The organism is Microcoleus sp. A6-C6, from assembly GCF_036705955.1.
Classification (GTDB): Bacteria; Cyanobacteriota; Cyanobacteriia; order Cyanobacteriales; family Microcoleaceae; genus Microcoleus.
On the sequence record NZ_JAUBVR010000106.1, the window covers coordinates 1 to 15505 of the forward strand.

The 15505-nt window shown below is 46.2% G+C and carries 15 protein-coding genes and 1 rRNA gene; 8 read left to right on the forward strand and 8 right to left on the reverse strand.

All coding sequences use genetic code 11. The features are described 5' to 3' along the window. Positions 1-149: 149 nt before the first annotated feature. From scpB to QUB52_RS26495, 5 genes are all read right to left on the reverse strand, one after another. Complete coding sequence (scpB, locus tag QUB52_RS26475) at positions 150-665, reverse strand: SMC-Scp complex subunit ScpB (protein ID WP_265233260.1); 516 nt, start codon at positions 663-665, stop codon at positions 150-152. A 261-nt stretch (positions 666-926) separates the two neighbouring features. Beyond that, positions 927-1778 carry an ABC transporter ATP-binding protein gene (locus QUB52_RS26480; RefSeq protein ID WP_265233261.1) on the reverse strand — a complete coding sequence of 284 codons (852 nt, stop codon included), beginning with the start codon at positions 1776-1778 and terminating at the stop codon, positions 927-929. 361 nt (positions 1779-2139) lie between these two features. Next, positions 2140-2814, reverse strand: a complete 675-nt coding sequence (locus QUB52_RS26485) for a hypothetical protein (RefSeq protein WP_332975360.1) — start codon at positions 2812-2814, stop codon at positions 2140-2142. 65 nt (positions 2815-2879) lie between these two features. Then, positions 2880-3131: a TIGR02450 family Trp-rich protein gene (locus QUB52_RS26490; protein ID WP_265233263.1), complete on the reverse strand. Its 252-nt coding sequence runs from the start codon at positions 3129-3131 to the stop codon at positions 2880-2882. Positions 3132-5132: 2001 nt separating this feature from the next. Next, positions 5133-6968 (reverse strand): caspase family protein, encoded by a 1836-nt coding sequence (locus tag QUB52_RS26495; RefSeq protein WP_332975359.1) that lies wholly within the window; start codon positions 6966-6968, stop codon positions 5133-5135. Between the two features lie 296 nt (positions 6969-7264). On the opposite strand from QUB52_RS26495, the gene QUB52_RS26500 reads away from it, so the two are divergent. From QUB52_RS26500 to QUB52_RS26520, 5 genes are all read left to right on the forward strand, one after another. Continuing rightward, entirely contained in the window at positions 7265-7966 is a 702-nt protein-coding gene (locus QUB52_RS26500) for a V4R domain-containing protein (RefSeq protein WP_265233265.1), read from the forward strand. Positions 7967-8057: 91 nt separating this feature from the next. Then, the gene (locus QUB52_RS26505; RefSeq protein WP_265233266.1) at positions 8058-8324 is read left to right on the forward strand and encodes a hypothetical protein; all 267 of its coding nucleotides are present in this window, start codon (positions 8058-8060) and stop codon (positions 8322-8324) included. Positions 8325-8447: 123 nt separating this feature from the next. Beyond that, complete coding sequence (locus QUB52_RS26510; protein ID WP_265233267.1) at positions 8448-8921, forward strand: phycobilisome protein; 474 nt, start codon at positions 8448-8450, stop codon at positions 8919-8921. 46 nt (positions 8922-8967) lie between these two features. After that, a complete protein-coding gene (locus QUB52_RS26515; RefSeq protein ID WP_265233268.1) occupies positions 8968-9630 on the forward strand; it encodes a V4R domain-containing protein in 663 nt (220 codons plus the stop codon). A gap of 244 nt (positions 9631-9874) precedes the next feature. After that, complete coding sequence (locus QUB52_RS26520; RefSeq protein WP_265233269.1) at positions 9875-11041, forward strand: pentapeptide repeat-containing protein; 1167 nt, start codon at positions 9875-9877, stop codon at positions 11039-11041. 19 nt (positions 11042-11060) lie between these two features. On the opposite strand, the gene QUB52_RS26525 is transcribed toward QUB52_RS26520, so the two are convergent. The 3 genes from QUB52_RS26525 to QUB52_RS26535 all read right to left on the reverse strand — a co-directional run bounded on the left by QUB52_RS26525 (position 11061) and on the right by QUB52_RS26535 (position 12353). Then, a complete protein-coding gene (locus tag QUB52_RS26525; protein WP_265233270.1) occupies positions 11061-11531 on the reverse strand; it encodes a phycobilisome protein in 471 nt (156 codons plus the stop codon). A gap of 38 nt (positions 11532-11569) precedes the next feature. After that, positions 11570-12052 carry a 2Fe-2S iron-sulfur cluster-binding protein gene (locus QUB52_RS26530; RefSeq protein WP_265233271.1) on the reverse strand — a complete coding sequence of 161 codons (483 nt, stop codon included), beginning with the start codon at positions 12050-12052 and terminating at the stop codon, positions 11570-11572. Between the two features lie 79 nt (positions 12053-12131). Beyond that, positions 12132-12353 carry a hypothetical protein gene (locus tag QUB52_RS26535; protein ID WP_332975358.1) on the reverse strand — a complete coding sequence of 74 codons (222 nt, stop codon included), beginning with the start codon at positions 12351-12353 and terminating at the stop codon, positions 12132-12134. A 197-nt stretch (positions 12354-12550) separates the two neighbouring features. On the opposite strand from QUB52_RS26535, the gene QUB52_RS26540 reads away from it, so the two are divergent. The 3 genes from QUB52_RS26540 to QUB52_RS26550 all read left to right on the forward strand — a co-directional run. Beyond that, positions 12551-14473 (forward strand): serine/threonine-protein kinase, encoded by a 1923-nt coding sequence (locus QUB52_RS26540; protein WP_332975357.1) that lies wholly within the window; start codon positions 12551-12553, stop codon positions 14471-14473. Positions 14474-14512: 39 nt separating this feature from the next. Then, positions 14513-14701, forward strand: a complete 189-nt coding sequence (locus QUB52_RS26545; RefSeq protein WP_332966217.1) for a hypothetical protein — start codon at positions 14513-14515, stop codon at positions 14699-14701. Positions 14702-15176: 475 nt separating this feature from the next. Beyond that, a 16S ribosomal RNA gene (locus tag QUB52_RS26550) occupies positions 15177-15505 on the forward strand; the annotation flags it as partial.

Genomic DNA, 15505 nt, shown 5'->3' on the forward strand with positions numbered 1-15505 from the left:
GGATAAGTACGACGGGGCACGTCGGAACTTCGATCTTTGAGATCGTAAACGCTTAGGGAGATTGGATCTCTGGGTCATGTGCAGCAATGTTCTTGATTTAAGTCCGGTCTAAGATCTAAGAATCCTTGTGCGTTCACGCGCCCGGAGTGTCAATCGTCATTGCTTGGGCCCAAATTTGCCTGAAAGTCAAGTTGCAGTTGTTTGGGTAGTTGGTCTACTTGAAAATACCGATGAAATTTTTCGGTAACTTGTAACCAATACGATCGCCCATCCGTTGGCTTCCGTTTCCGCACGAAACCCATTTCTACCAGTTCCTGCACCTGTTGGTAAGCCCCAGACCCCCGCAAATTCACTAAATCTGGCTGCGTGATGCCACCTTTCAGGGCGATCGCCGCCAGCGTCCGCAAAGCCCCAACACCTAATTCTGGAGGTATTAAAGTTTGCATTAAACTGGCAAACTCGTCTCTGAGTTGCAGGCTGTATCCCGTCGGCGTTTCAACAACTTCTAACGCACTGTCGCGGTGGGAAGAGTCAGACATGAGTTCGATGATGGCGTCTTCGGCTTCAGATCGATCGCACTTGGCAATCTCAGCAATCTCTGCAAGCGACACCGGCTGACCTTTTAAGTAAAGTATGGCTTCTATTGTTGTGGCTAAGCGAGTCATTTAGGAATTAGTAATTGGGAATTGAGACGTTGCAGGAATCAGGATTTAGTTATCTAGAAAATAAGTCGGAACGATTTATACCAAATCCTGCTCTGTTTCCTAGTCCGCGGAGGCGTACGAAAGTTTGTGTAGTAAGTAACTACACAAAATTAATTACATAAAGACTCCTTGCTAGGTAAGGCTTTCACGCGAAATATTGTGTAATTAATTTTGCACGACTACTTAGCGATTTCAATCGCCGAGTCTATTGTCGGCCATTAATCAATCCAACTGTCGGCCAGTCAGTTCTACAAAAATATCCTCTAAATTAGAAGGACGAACCATCATACCAGTCTTGTCATCTTTCGCATCCAGATAAAAATTAGCCTCTTCCAGAGTCGGGAAAAACTTGTATTCCCAGCGATCGCCAATTTGCTTCATCACCAACCCTTGACCGTGTTCCTGCCGCAGTTGCGCCAACGTTCCCAGTTTAATTAACTTACCGCCATCCATAATCCCGATGCGATCGCACAAATACTCCACTTCATCCATATAATGCGTAGTCAACAGCATCGTCATTCCCTGCTTATTCAAATCTAGAATAATTTCCCACAAACGCCGTCGGGTTTGCGGATCTAACCCTACAGTCGGTTCATCCAAAAATAAGATTTCCGGTTCATGCAAAAGCGATCGGGCAATTTGCAACCTCCGCTTCATTCCGCCCGACAAAGTTTTTACTAAATCATCTCGCCTTTCCGCTAATTCTACATATCCCAACCACTGTTTAATCAACTGTTGCCGTTTCGGATTTGGGATGTGGTGCATCCGCCCGTGAAACTCCATATTTTCCCAGACAGAAAGCTCATTATCCACGCTGGTTTGTTGCAGGACAACCCCGATGGACTGTTTAACTTGCAAACTTTGGCGCATCACGTCATATCCAGCTACCTGAATTTGACCGCTGCTGGGTTTAGTCAGGGTAGTCAGCATCCGAATAGTCGTCGATTTGCCAGCACCGTTGGGGCCCAGGAGACCGAACATTTCTCCGGCTTCAATTGTGAACGAAAGGTCATTGACAACGGGAATTTTATTGTAGATTTTGCAGGCGTTTTGCAGGGAAACAGCGGCATTCATAGGTATTTCGGTATCATTTATTGTAATCAGGCTTTTTATTCTCAGTCAGAGCGTGTCGGGTCAATTAACATAATACTTGTTGGGGCGGGTTCGCAAACAATCTCTAATTCACATCTAAAATATCTATAAACCCGCCCCCACTAAGCGACAAAATGTGATTGCGGGCAATTCAACAGACATGATATCATCTCTGGATGCAGAAACAGGTGCGATCGATTAAATTTTCTGGTAACAGTCATCGGTACAAATAGCATAAAAACCTGGTTTTTATGCTATTTGTGCACGAGTTTTGTTAATGTAACTAATCTGAGTGCGATCGGCAGGTAGAAGGCTGATTTTTTTTACCGCTTGCAGCACCCACTTATTGTGGTTTAGCTAAGTCGGGTTGCAATTCTATTATGCGTTTGTCAAGTTTGCTTGCGGCTTCGCTAATCGTTACAGGCGGTTTGCTGCCGTCGAGATACATAATTATCAGATAACTTCCTATTTTACCCCGCCGAAATACCGCGATTTCGACATTCATGGTTACACCTTGTATTTGTCCTTGATTTGTCCAACCACGCGATACCTCGCCAATCTTTTCTTCTAAGGTTAAAGCAGTAAGATTAGTAAAGTTAACTTCCTTGTTGCCACTACTATTTAAACCTTTCGAGAATTCTTTTGCAAAAATATCTTCACGCATTGCTGCATCAAATTGAGTTCGATCGATCAGGTTGGTCAGATCTTTGGTAAATCCTATGATTATTTGAAAGTGCTGGTCGTCGCTCTTGTTATAAGCAAACACGCTTGCTGGTTTCAATGTCTGGAGACCGCTGGACAGTTTTTGAACCGTCGCCGGTGGAATCTCTGCAAAACCTACGGGCAAGTCTTGTAAAGTCAGGATTAGTCTCGACAAGTCCACTGCGGGAGGTGGAATATCGGCAGACAGAATATTGTTGCTAGAGCGAACTGGAATTGCGATCGACTTTCCGCCAACTGCACCGCCCAATCCAGCACTAATTAGCAAACACACCAAGAACACAACTTTTTTGTTCATTACTTTACCTTCTTGCTATGACCGATTACCAACCTCTACCTCACTCTACCCCAAAGCGCTATCTTTTACTCTACCACTTCTAATTCCTCTAATTCTTGTGTAGACTGCCATCCAGCTTGCCAGAGCGATCGATCTTTGAGCTGTTTGGCGTTCAGCCAGAAACGGACATTGGGATCGCAAGCCGCCACCATTTCCGCAAATACCCATTGACCTTCGTTTTTTCTGTTGACTACTTGAAAGTGCCGCCACCCCCAAGTTTTTTGGTGAGAAGTCCATCGGGAACCAACTAAATAAGGAAATTTTTGTTTTTTCGGCACAGTATTTTTCTTGACAAATATATGAGAACTCTAAACTCTGTCTGCAAGTAGATGCGTTTCTTGTAACTTACAGCACTTGTGCCTCCGAACTCAAAAGTAAAGGCAGTCTCACGACTGCCCATGTAATTAGTTATATCTATTGGATAGGGTTGATTTTTCAGCCGATCCACAAATAGCAAATTTATCCAGCACGAACTCAATCTTGAATCTCAAATCTAAAAGCAAATAACCCAGGTTTTAGTGGACAATAATCCCGTTCTGTAAAACTTACTCAAATCTACTTTTAGAGCAGGTTTGACGTTCACTTCCTGTTTCTACCAAAGTGGTCGGCCACTTCTGATCCCCAGGCATTTTTTCGGGCCCAACTCTCCCTAAAAACATTTTTTCAATCTGAATCGTGTCTCATTGACGCTGTACAGCTCAATAAAAAAGCACCTTTAGGCAAGATTGACTCCTTTATGTGATGCCGTCGCTGCCCCTTAATTACTTCCGTGTGAAGGCTTGTGGCCCGATAAATCCATAGGAAGTTGGGGAAGCCGGAGCCGCACCGCATTTGTTTGCAGCCAGAGAGTGATGGCGTACTTCCGTTGTGGAGTCACGTACTCTCCGGGTCTGATCACGCCAGCACAGACGCCGATGTTTTTAATAAGGGTTTCTCGCTCCGATGAACTTGCACCCTGTAGCAACCTGACTTGGGCTTTGATAAAATCCACGTTCATAGCAGAAAGTAAAAGTAACTAAAGAACTCAGTTAAATAGCGATGCTTTGCTTCCAATTGTAACTCTAAAACCACTTGGTACGAATCCAATTGATTCAACATCCCCTGGATGGGGATCGGGGCCTCTAGAGCTAGCCAACTTTATTTACTTTATCTGTTTTTGCTAGCAAAAGTGTCACTATACTAGCAGTTTTGACAGAATTATTCATAGTTAAGAACTGTTACAAATTTGGCTCGAATCCTACAATAATGCAGAGTTTAGTGCTAACGCTACTCTCCGGGGTTCAAAAAAATCAGCACAGTCTCCAGATCCTTGCCTTCGTAGGTTTCAGCCTCCCCGATTAGGAAGAGATCGATCGCCGAATATTCCTCTTGGAGCACTCCTCTTAACACCCAGACACTACCACATCACCCTATTGATTTAGATCCCGCCACCTGCTTCGCTGTGGACTATAACTTCAGGCATACGTATTGTTACGGTGGCTACAATAAGCGAGCAAGTTTTTATTCTTGTTTCTTGATGATATATTTTTTGCTTTTCTTGCAAATCCCTGATTTGTGTTAATTAAGGCAGCTTTATGATGTCCGCGCCAACGAAGACTCGCAGCTTGCGAATCCAGACATTTTACTCTCTGTAGCGGTGAATTTGTTTTCTGAATTCATTAGAGGCGATCGCACGCCGACTAGAATTGCCAGGTACGGCTCATTTTGTATAATTTATAACAAAGCGATTAATTCTAATAATTTAAAAGCAGCACAATTTTTCACAGTTTTCCATCCGTCACTCGCTCCTAACAGCCCAAAAATTTGATCAAACAAATCAACACGTCAATACCCGTACCATCAAGCTTGAAAGTGCCGATTTGAGCTTCGCAGTTAATGCTTGATAGCAGTTATATATCGCCGATTATGCAATTCACTAAATTAGTTGATATCCAGTATAATTAACTGGTTGATCTGAAGTGATAAAATACCAATTAGTGAAAGAATCAGGAGGTTTTTAACTTTGGTGTGGCGGGTCGATCTAGGTCGTACATGAAAGATATTAATAAAACCGCCTCTAGGATATGTTTTACCCTCCCAAAACGCATCGACCCGACAGCATAGAAAATCCCCTCTCGCTGGGTCGTCGGAGGGGAAATAGTCGATTATATTATGGTTTATTTAATACGATCGATGTATCGGTGTCTTCTTGCAGTGTCAAGAGGTATCGATTGCTAGACCTATCTGGGCTCCTAGCTAAGATAATTTCCCGGTGGGAAACCGGGAAATTATTAACTAAATCAACCTTTTTTCTGGCGTTGCAGCTTAGTTTTCCAATTGGCGATCGCCTTTTGAGCAGGCTCATAACTCTTGGTATCTGACGGCACCAGTGAAGCAGTTTCAACTGCATCTTTCAGCTTTCCTTGAGAGGCACGCAACTGAGCAATTTTGAGAATAGCTTCGCTCCACTCTCCAATCAACTGCTGAGCTTCTTCATGCTTTGGCTGACCGGGTTGAATTTTATTCGCTTGCTGGATTCCTTTACTGTAAGAAGAGGCAGCCCCCCGCTTAATTTGGCTCGCAGCCGCCAATAGCAAAGCAACATTGACATCCTGCTCTTTGGATAGCTCCTCCCACTGAGCGATCGCCTGTTTCGACTGATTGTAAACCGCTTGATTCACATCAGGCATCAATTTAGCCGCGCCGATCGCCCCGGAGAAATTGCCCCGAGCAGCCCGCCCGTTAGCAATATCCAAAATCACCAAACTCCAGCGCTCAATATCCTGCTGAGCCTGCGGGTAGAGCGGATCGCTAGGCGGAATCGTTCGAGCCTTAACCACCGCTCGATTAAAACTAGAAGCCGAACCATCCTTGAGGAAAGTTTTCGCCTCAGCCCACACCTGCTGGCTCGACGGAGGTTGCTTGCTATCAGTCGCTGCTTGCACCGCACGCGGTTGGTTCTGGACTGCTCCACCACCACCAGCTTTTGGAGGCGCGGGGTTTTGGGCATTCTCAGTAGTCGATCGAGGATCTCCTTCCTGCTGACCAATAAAAATTGATTTGTTTGTCAAAAAAACACCCAACAGCAGCACCAAAGCCGTAGCTCCACTCCACAAAATTAGCTGCTGTAAAAATGACTTGTCCGACCCCCCGTTATCCGTATCATCGGGCTTTTGCAAATTCGGTCGATCGCCCCCCCCACCTGCGCGAACCACAGTATTCGGCTGCTTCGATACCGCTGGCATCTCAACCGGCCCATCAATCGCGTTGCGAGTAGCCTCCGGCATCTCAATTTGAGCCGTAGCCGTCGCCATTTGCGGGCGATCGATCCCATCAGCCATAGCAACCGCCATATTGCCGTTGCGTCCTGCCAACACAGCAGTCGCCACTCCAAGAGCATCCGGCAAAATCACCAAATGAGCCTTTCCTGGAGGATTCACCACCATCAAAGGTTCTTGTTTCGGACGCAAATGGTGATCGCATAGCTCCGGGAGTCGATCGGTCAAAAAACGGTCTAAACCCTTAAGCGTGGTACACTGTCCCGATCGCAACCCCTCTAAAAGCGCCGTCGTAAAAAATCCTTGACGCAAAGCAGAAGTTTCCCGCGAAACTTGATTCGGGCGGCAAGAAAGCACCGTCGGGATTTCCAGCTCCCGCGCCAGCTCTGCCGTTTGAGTGCCGATCGTTTCCCCCGCCTTCACAATCTGGCTGCGGTTCATATCAACCAGCACCAAAACCGTTTCCGTAGGAGCATTTTTCAGAGTATTCAACAGCAACTCTACCGGAATTCCCGTACCCTGAATATCAGCCGGATCACCATCCACCGGCATCAAATAATCCTTGCCTTCATAGCTGACACCGTAGCCACTAAAAAAACACCAGAGTAAATCTCCCTGTTGTAGATGTTCCGCGCACAGACTTTCCGTCAACCTCAGAATATTTTCCCGATTCGGATACGTAGATTGACCCCACAGCGACGGCGAGTTATCCGTCATCAACAGACATCCATCCGGCGCAAAACCAGCCTCCTCAGTCAAAAAACCGTAAAGTGCCTCTGCATCCTCTTGCGCATAACTCAAAGGCTGGAGTAACTGATATTGATTGATGCCGATCGCAATACAAGCGTGATGTTTCATCCCCATATGCCCTATATATAGTGAACAACTTGCACAAAACGATAACACATCGCCGTTTAACCTTATACCGACTTTCGCCTCCAAGCGTCAGATAGCAATTGTCCAAAGGCAGAAGTCCCAACACGCGCCTAAATTCAGCATCCTAAAATTTTCACATCTTAATAATATTGCAGTAAAAATTTATTCCCTGTGCCTGCATTCAGAAAAATAACGTTAAATTGGATACACAGGTAAATCTATTTCTTCTATTTGACCCTATTTTTCAGCAATTACACCAAAAAGGAGTAACCCGCTAAATGGTCTCTACAGCTCAAAAAAAAATCTCCACCCACAGCGAATCCCTACTGAAGCAAAAGCATCCTAAAACTCACAGCCACTATAGGTTTCAGGATTTTTTTGTCTTCGATCGCGAGCTTGGTACACTTAACGATTGGAACGAGTCGCGCAACATTTTTACCAGCGAAGACTTCATCATCGGTTTGGTAGAAGGACTCGAAGAAGAAGTAGGCCCGGCTTCCTCTGTAATCATGTATACTATTGGTTGCCAGTGGGGGCTGCAAGATTCCGAATTTTTTCAAAAATGGTTTAGCGCCGAATTCGGCCAGAACATTCGCCAGTCGAATCTGATGTTTCTGCTAGAAACTTGGTGGTGGCCTTTCACGGCTCAAGGTTGGGGTCGCTGGGAAGTTGACATGAGCGATCGCAAAAACGGCTGCATCTTCATCAACGTCTTTGACTCAGCAGTTGCTCGCACTTTGGGCGACGTAGGCAAACCAGTTTGTCACATTTACGCCGGTTTATTTGCCGGTTTCTTCGGATCTCTAGTCAAAAAGCCTCTCAGTTGCATAGAACTCCAATGTTATTCAATGGGAGAAACCTATTGTAAATTCCTCCTCGGCAACCCAGATAAAATTGATGCAGCAGCATTCTGGCTCAACGAAGGTGCCAACGCCCGCGATATTCAAAATCGACTCGAACACGGTGAAATATTGCGGTAAACAACCCGGAAAGGCATATCCCCTGCCCTGCCTTTCTCTCACCAATTTCGCGATGTACAGTGATGGTGAGCCTCTCCAGGCAGGAAGAAAGATGAAAAGTCAAACTTCATGGTTGGACAAATCTGTCCAAGACTTCTTTAGTCACTACAATTGGCTGGGAAAACCTTTAGAAACCCAAAATGGCTCGACTTCTGGTCAAGTCATGACTTTAACCCGATCGGTAGCAGACTTTTTTCAAGCTATTTCTTGGGAAGGAATTCCCGAAGTGGGCGCCCTGCCGCTACCGCCACCCTTGCCAGTAATTTATATTTCCGAACCCGCAGAAATCACCATTGACGACCTATTCGACCTCTTTTAATCTGTGTGGAAAATGGAAAACAAAAAATAGGGCAATCCCTCATTCTTCCTTCTTCCTTCTTCCTTCTTCCTTCTTCCTGCTTCCTTCCTTTGATCAATTACCGATTACCACTTAAGAAAAATCATGCACCCTGAGATTGAGGCCCTGCTGGATCAGGCAGAAACCCGCTTTCTAAAAGGCGAAGAACTCATAGCTTTTAAGCGTCAAGCTGCAATCCTAGCCCAGCGCTTAAAAATTTACGAATTTTTGCGAGAGAAGGAAGCAAGCATCTTCCAACCAGTAGCCAACAAGCTACAAGAAAAATTCCCCGACGAACAACAAGAAACCTTAGAACGATCGCTCAAACATTGGCTCTTAGTCTTGCGGTACTGCGCTATGGCCATGCTGCTGAACGATGGAGTTTTTCTCGAACAGCGACTCCTCGACTGGGTTCCCGGCATAGTCGCAGCCCACCAAACTCAAAAAATCGAAGCAACTGTTTGCAATTTGCTGCAAACTCGCTTGAAAGAACTGCTTTCCGAGCAAGCACGAGCCATATTGCAACCATTTTTTGACCAAGCACAGTCAATGATTATTGACGCAGGTAATAAAGAGTAGACAAATTCCCAATTCCCAATTCCCAATTCCCAATTCCCAATTCCCGATGATTAATATTTCCGACTTACTCAAACAGCCCCGACTTCCTGGAAACTACTTTGCCAGCGATGCCTACGTCCGAGGCGACCTCGAACTTGGCCTGCTCGAAAACCGCCGGGGCGATCGGCTCATTGCACTCCCAGAAACACTAATTAAAGCCATTTATATCGGCTTAGAAAAAGAAACAGGTCAAGCTTCCCGCCTCGTGCTATTTAACTGCGGCCGCTGGTGGGGGAAAAACTTCTACGTGCGTTTTTGCGAAGAAGTCAGCGAATACTATAATCAGCCAGTTTCCGAAATGGAAATGGTAGAATTTATTCAGTCCTTGCAACAGTGCTGGAAAACTCACGGATGGGGAACATTTGAACTTGATCCCAGCCATTCCGAACAGGGATTTTTAATAGTAAAGATTGCCAACTCTCTTTTTGCTAAAACAGCTCCCAAGTCGAAGCGACCAGCCTGTTTTCTAGAAGCAGGCATCTTAAGTTCCTTCTTTAGTCAGCTTACAGGTCGAGAACTCCACTGCCTACAAACCTCCTGTGAATCCTTGGGATCGGACTGCAACCGCTTTATTTTAGGGTTGCGCGATCGCCTCCAACCAGCAGATTCTATGGTCGAAGAAGGACAAGCTCACGAAGCTATTATCAGTCAGCTTTGCCAAAAAAATTGATTTTTTTTTACAGCTATTAGTTGGTTGATAATAGCTGTCATCTCGATTTTTCGGCAACGATTTTATCCACCATATCATCAAAGCTGAGAGTTAAATTATCAAAAAACTACCAAATTTAAAAAACTGGTTTTAGCTATTTAAAAACCCCCTAATTATAACTCCCAGCTAGACGATTTATAAAGTCCCCAATAAACTCATAAAAATTCAAAAGCAACCACAACCTCAATTTTTTTGGTCGAACTTAATGGATGCCAATGAACTTCTAAATAGATATGCAGCCGGCGAAAGAGATTTTAGACAAGCAAACCTGCGCGGCATTGTGTTGAGTCCGATCGATTTATACCGTTCCAACGATACCCCAACTCTACGTTTAGCCAACCTCAACGAACACCAGCACAGACCCTACTTAATCGGTGTCAACCTCAGTCAAGCCGACCTCACCAAAGCCCATCTGAGCCGAGCCAACCTCAGCAAAGCCAACCTCACCGGAGCCAATCTCACCGGCGCCAACCTCATCGCCGCAAGTCTCAGCGGCGCCAATCTCAGCGGCGCCAATCTCAGCGGCGCCAACCTCGCCGGAACTCACATGAATTGGGCAAACCTCACCGGCGCCAACCTCGCCGGAGCCAATCTCATGGGTGCAGATATGAGCGCAGCAAACCTCACCAAAGCCGTTTTCAGCAAGGCAAATCTCAGTAAAGCCTATTTGATTAAAGCCAATCTCAACGGGGCCAACTTCAAAGATGCAGACTTGAGTCAAGCGAGTCTCAAAGAGGCAGACTTGAGCGAAGCACAGCTTACCGGAGCCCAATTGTCCAAAGCAAACCTAGCCGGAGCCAACTTAACCCGTGCTAACCTCAGCAAAGCCAACCTGTTAAAAGCCAATCTTAGGAGAACTAACCTCACTCAAGCCTATTTAAACGGTGCGTGTTTAAGCGAATCAGACCTCAGCGAAGCTTGCTTGGACAGAGCCAATTTGTGCAAAGCAGACCTGAGCAAAACCTACCTGAGAAAGATTACTTTGAATGGCTCCCACTTAAGCGGTATCAACCTCAGTGGGGCAGATCTGGGCGGTGTAGACTTGAGCCGCAAACTTTTAACTGGAATCAATATGGCAGACGCATTGTTGAACGAAGCCAACTTCAGCGGTGCTTATCTGATGGAAGCTAACTTGAGCGGGGCAAACCTCAGCAAAGCCAACTTGAGCCTAGCTTACCTGATCAGTGCCGACCTTTCTAATTCTTGCCTGCATGAAATTGACTTGAGCAAAGCTAACCTGAGTAAAGCCAACTTGCGGAAAGCTGACTTGACAGGAGCCAACCTCCGGGGAGCCATTCTGAGTGAGGCGGATTTGAGGGGAGCGAACTTTATTGGAGCTATTCTTCCTAACGGCAAAATCTATCGCGGTTAAGGCGATACCAGTACCTTGATTATTTGCCGAGTAAAGTGCGGTTCATGTCCAGAATCGGAAAAAATAGGCTGACTTCTTCAGCAGTGAGATATTGTTTGAGTACCTTTTTCATCACATCGTAGGTCACTGTCGCACTATTGCGAACTTGAACAGCGCCTAAAATAGTTTGCAACCAAAGCAGCAGCCGATCGCGCAACCGTTCAGTATCATTAATCAACAGTGCTGCCGCCGAATGCCTCAACACCCGCAGAATATCTCCACGGCACTTTTCAGTCACATCTTGAGACCCCCGGCGAAATAAACTAGGGTCGATAGACTGCATTTGTGCTTCCACCAGTCGCATAATTTCTTTTTCAGAGGCTTGAATTTTTTTATAAGCACTCATTCGGTGATTCAAAGACTGAAAATAGTCTTTCAAAAATACCAGTTCTTCAGCGGTCGCGTAGCGTCCATCTGCTTCCATGCTTAAACGCGCAAGTTGGCTCAACATAAGTTTTTCTCTACTACTAAAATACAAACATATCAGTTTTAAGCTTCTTTAGTCCGAACTAAATACTGTCCTACTTGGAAGCGGGTTTCATTAAGCTGTGTAACGATCGAACGAGTAATCAACTTTCCCGATTCCACAACTACTTGACCGGTAATTGGGTGCAGCAAATCTTGCTGGGCCCGGCGGCCGATCAGAGCTTCCACGTTTTCGATAGCATTAATGTACATCCCCGCAGGTATCTGTACAACTACACCCTCGCCCATAATTTGGGCCTGACAAGCAAGTCGCGAATTGGCTTTAGCTGTAGTAATGACTTCCAGCGTCCTCTTTTCCCGGCGGTTCATGTCAGACAAGCCTTCCATGCCCTCTTTAATGTAAACGTGGCAGGTAGCACACATTCCACGCCCCCCGCATTCCTTGAGAACGTCTAAGTCTTTGGAAAGTAAGGCAGACAGGATATTCGATCGGGTTTCCACTGCCATTTCTTCGGCAATTGGATCTAGTCTAATAATTTTAACCATATTGATTTTTCATCCTGTCAAATTGACTATTTAGCAAGTACGATCGACATATTCAAAGCCAAAAAAAATTGGCTAACACTCAAAAAGGTGAAGATGGCTTGACGACATTATGGACTTCCGGCTCTAAAACCCATATTGCATAACCGCGCTTCTGTTGTAGTAATTGCTGTTGAGTCGCCCCTATTCCCCAGCTTAGCCGAGAACAAGCTAAAACCTTAGATGGTTCTTGGACGGCCTTGAAAAAACTGTAATACTCGCGATCGACTAGAATAGCAGCCACAGGCAGTTCCAGATCAGGCACCCGAATCTGACAAGATTTATACTCCCGGGCGAAACTCAAGGATTTTAGTAGGTGCGACCGTGCGATCGATCTTAGCCGACGGAGAATGAACCTGAGATAACATAGCAGTACCTGGCGATCGATTCAAAAATTTGAATTTTTGTCAGAATTCTTTACATATTTTAATACTAGCTCAAGCATTTCCTATAATTAGACTGATGCAACATTCTAAGTACCGCATTTTAGGGCTAGTCGGACAAGGGCAATTTGGTCGAGTCTTTTGTGCCAGTGTTCGAGAAACTCCCGCCAAAGATTCCCGGCTTACCAGCCAACTGGTTGCTCTCAAAGAACTCAGCCATCAAAAAGCCCCAACTAGCGAATTCTTGCGAGAGTTGTGGTTTCTGATCACCTTGCAGCACCCCAACATTGTCACCTGCCGAGCCCTCGAACACACAGCTACAGGCAGGTACTTGGTTATGGACTACTGCGAAGGAGGAACCCTCCGCAACCTGCTCAAACAAGACCGCCCCTTGCGGCTGCTCGAAGGTTTACAGCTAGTCATGGAACTTTTAGCAGGTTTAGACTACGCCCACCGCCGAGGCGTAGTTCACTGCGACATCAAACCCGAAAATATCCTCCTAACTTTAGGCTCCAAAGGTTGGTCGCCCAGGCTGTCTGACTTTGGCATCGCGCGCCGGCTACCAGAAATCGGTACAACTCGCCTCCACCAAGAAATTTCTCCCGACGCTACCGTAGGTTCCCCCGCTTACATGGCCCCAGAGCGGTTTTACGGTCTTTATTCCCCCATGTCAGATATATATGCAGTGGGAATTCTACTGTTTGAGTTACTAATGGGCTACCGTCCTTTCGGTGGAGCCCCCGGAGACTTGAGGTGGGCGCACCTGAATCAACGCTTGCAACTTCCCGATGCCATCCCCGAACCTTTGCAAGCAATAGTCAAAAAGTCCTTGGAAAAGCTGCCGGCCCGCCGTTTTGCCAGTGCTTCCCAAATGGCTCAAGCTTTGCGGCTAATCATGTACGACCCCGCTGTCAGGCAATTGGGCGACTGCATTGTCCCTTGGGAGAACCCCGCAACCAGCAGCGCTAAAAGCCTGAAGTCGGACACTGACTCTGCGAGCGAAGTCGAAGAGGAAAAATCATCACAGCCGGCTATTAATTTACTTCGGACTGTGCGGTATTGGGTTTCGCAGCCAAAGCCGCTGATACTTCCTGCACCGCTGACTGCTTTAATTGCCACGGAAAAGTATCTCTACGCTGCTGTAGGTAAAGAGGTGAAGGTTTGGTGTCAGCCGGGACAACAGCTAGTTACAGAAGAAATGCCGACTTCTATATTAATGCCGGAAATCGTGCGTGGCATTTTACCTGCTTCCCAGGGCTGCTTCATTCTCACTCAGCAAAAACTTTACTGGCTAAACGACGATCGCTCTCTTGAGCCTCAGTGCCTACTGGATATGGGTTTAAGGCAAGGTGCAGATGCTTTTAAAGCTGCTATTGATTCTCACGGTCGCTGGTTGACAGTAGCTGTTCCCGGCGAGCTGCGTTTTTATGCTTTAGTTGGCAATAGCAATGCGGGCGATCGAGAAAAAGTCTTGAAGCCGATCGCTACTGTGCCACTACCCGAACACTATTTACCAGAATTAACATTCTTGGATCGACGACACGTTTTAGCAATTTGGCCTGACAACGAACCTAAAAATCCCCAAACTATTTTTAGGGTTTACACTCGCCGTGGCACATCAGTCGGTTCCGTAAAATTATCTGCCTGTATCAGACAAATGCTCTTGACACCTGAGCCTTATACGTTGATGGGAATTCCCCAAAATGGTAAAGCCGCCGTGTTGTCCATGAAATTGTGGCCGCTCAAGCTAGCGCGAATTCCCATGACAAGTTTACCCGTGTCTGCTTGTGTAACAAATTGGGGATGGGTGTTGGCAGATGTTGAGGGGCAGATAGCAGTATTAAACACTCAAGGCATTCAAGTAGGGAATTTTAGTGGCCCTGCCTCACCTCGGGCGATCGCCCCTTGGGGGAAAACTGGTTTGGTGATTGCTGCGAATACTGAGTCCGAGAGTTATTTACACTTTTTAGATATAGATGTTGAGGAGACTAACTTGCGTTAGCGAAGCTTGCAGCAGAGGATCGAGTCTTAACGGCTGATAGTGGTTGTAATCAATTTCTGTATCACAGCACTTGCACGCGGGCGATCGGCTTTAGGGCATACCCCACTCTCGGTCAGTCAAGTCGAAGGAATGGAGACACTACTTATATATATGAGTGAGATGCAGCAACTACCCGGTGGTGTGATGGTGAAGCGGGCGATCGGGCCTCACACCCTAACAAAAGCCTGATCTCTGAGTAAGTCCCAAGATCTTTCACCTCTGGAGAATTCTACCTACCCTTCATGACCAACCGCCGATCAAAACCGACTTTCCAGGTCAAAAAGCAGCCCCCAACCATAAAGCAGAGTGGGCGAGCGGAGTTTTGAACCAGCCTGAGCAGGTAAAACCCTGACACTGCAAGCTTCAAAAAAAAACTCAAAAATAGTTTCCCAAAAAGCTTGACAACCCCTTGCGAAATAAGTATATTAATAAAGCGCCAGAGAGAAGGCGGTTCACACCGCGGACTTAAGGCACAGAACTGAACCTAGAAAAAAGAATAGTTTGAAAGCTTAAAGCACTATTAACCTCGTCAAAAAAATCAAAGATAGAGAGTAAAAGCATCGCTAATACTTAATATCACAAACAACGAGAAAAAAGTCAAGGGAAAGAGTGAACATTTATGTGAAACTCAAATAACTTGACTCTCAGCCAAAAAAAACAATCCAACACGGAGAGTTTGATCCTGGCTCAGGATGAACGCTGGCGGTCTGCTTAACACATGCAAGTCGAACGGAGTAGCAATACTTAGTGGCGGACGGGTGAGTAACGCGTGAGAATCTACCTTCAGGACGGAGACAACAGTTGGAAACGACTGCTAACCCCCGATGTACCGAAAGGGCAAATATTTATAGCCTGAAGAAGAGCTCGCGTCCGATTAGCTAGTTGGAGAGGTAAAAGCTCACCAAGGCGACGATCGGTAGCTGGTCTGAGAGGACGATCAGCCACACTGGGACTGAGACACGGCCCAGACTCCTACGGGAGGCAGCAGTGGGG

Bases quoted from the DNA above. Each gene is read 5' to 3' on its own strand.
- QUB52_RS26515 (WP_265233268.1), top strand. From the start codon at position 8,968: ATGATTAATATTTCCGACTTACTCAAACAGCCCCGACTTCCTGGAAAC.
- QUB52_RS26520 (WP_265233269.1), top strand. From the start codon at position 9,875: ATGGATGCCAATGAACTTCTAAATAGATATGCAGCCGGCGAAAGAGAT.
- scpB (WP_265233260.1), bottom strand. From the start codon at position 665: ATGACTCGCTTAGCCACAACAATAGAAGCCATACTTTACTTAAAAGGT.
- QUB52_RS26525 (WP_265233270.1), bottom strand. From the start codon at position 11,531: ATGTTGAGCCAACTTGCGCGTTTAAGCATGGAAGCAGATGGACGCTAC.
- QUB52_RS26540 (WP_332975357.1), top strand. From the start codon at position 12,551: ATGCAACATTCTAAGTACCGCATTTTAGGGCTAGTCGGACAAGGGCAA.
- QUB52_RS26480 (WP_265233261.1), bottom strand. From the start codon at position 1,778: ATGAATGCCGCTGTTTCCCTGCAAAACGCCTGCAAAATCTACAATAAA.
- QUB52_RS26530 (WP_265233271.1), bottom strand. From the start codon at position 12,052: ATGGTTAAAATTATTAGACTAGATCCAATTGCCGAAGAAATGGCAGTG.
- QUB52_RS26510 (WP_265233267.1), top strand. From the start codon at position 8,448: ATGCACCCTGAGATTGAGGCCCTGCTGGATCAGGCAGAAACCCGCTTT.
- QUB52_RS26500 (WP_265233265.1), top strand. From the start codon at position 7,265: ATGGTCTCTACAGCTCAAAAAAAAATCTCCACCCACAGCGAATCCCTA.
- QUB52_RS26495 (WP_332975359.1), bottom strand. From the start codon at position 6,968: ATGAAACATCACGCTTGTATTGCGATCGGCATCAATCAATATCAGTTA.
- QUB52_RS26505 (WP_265233266.1), top strand. From the start codon at position 8,058: ATGAAAAGTCAAACTTCATGGTTGGACAAATCTGTCCAAGACTTCTTT.
- QUB52_RS26485 (WP_332975360.1), bottom strand. From the start codon at position 2,814: ATGAACAAAAAAGTTGTGTTCTTGGTGTGTTTGCTAATTAGTGCTGGA.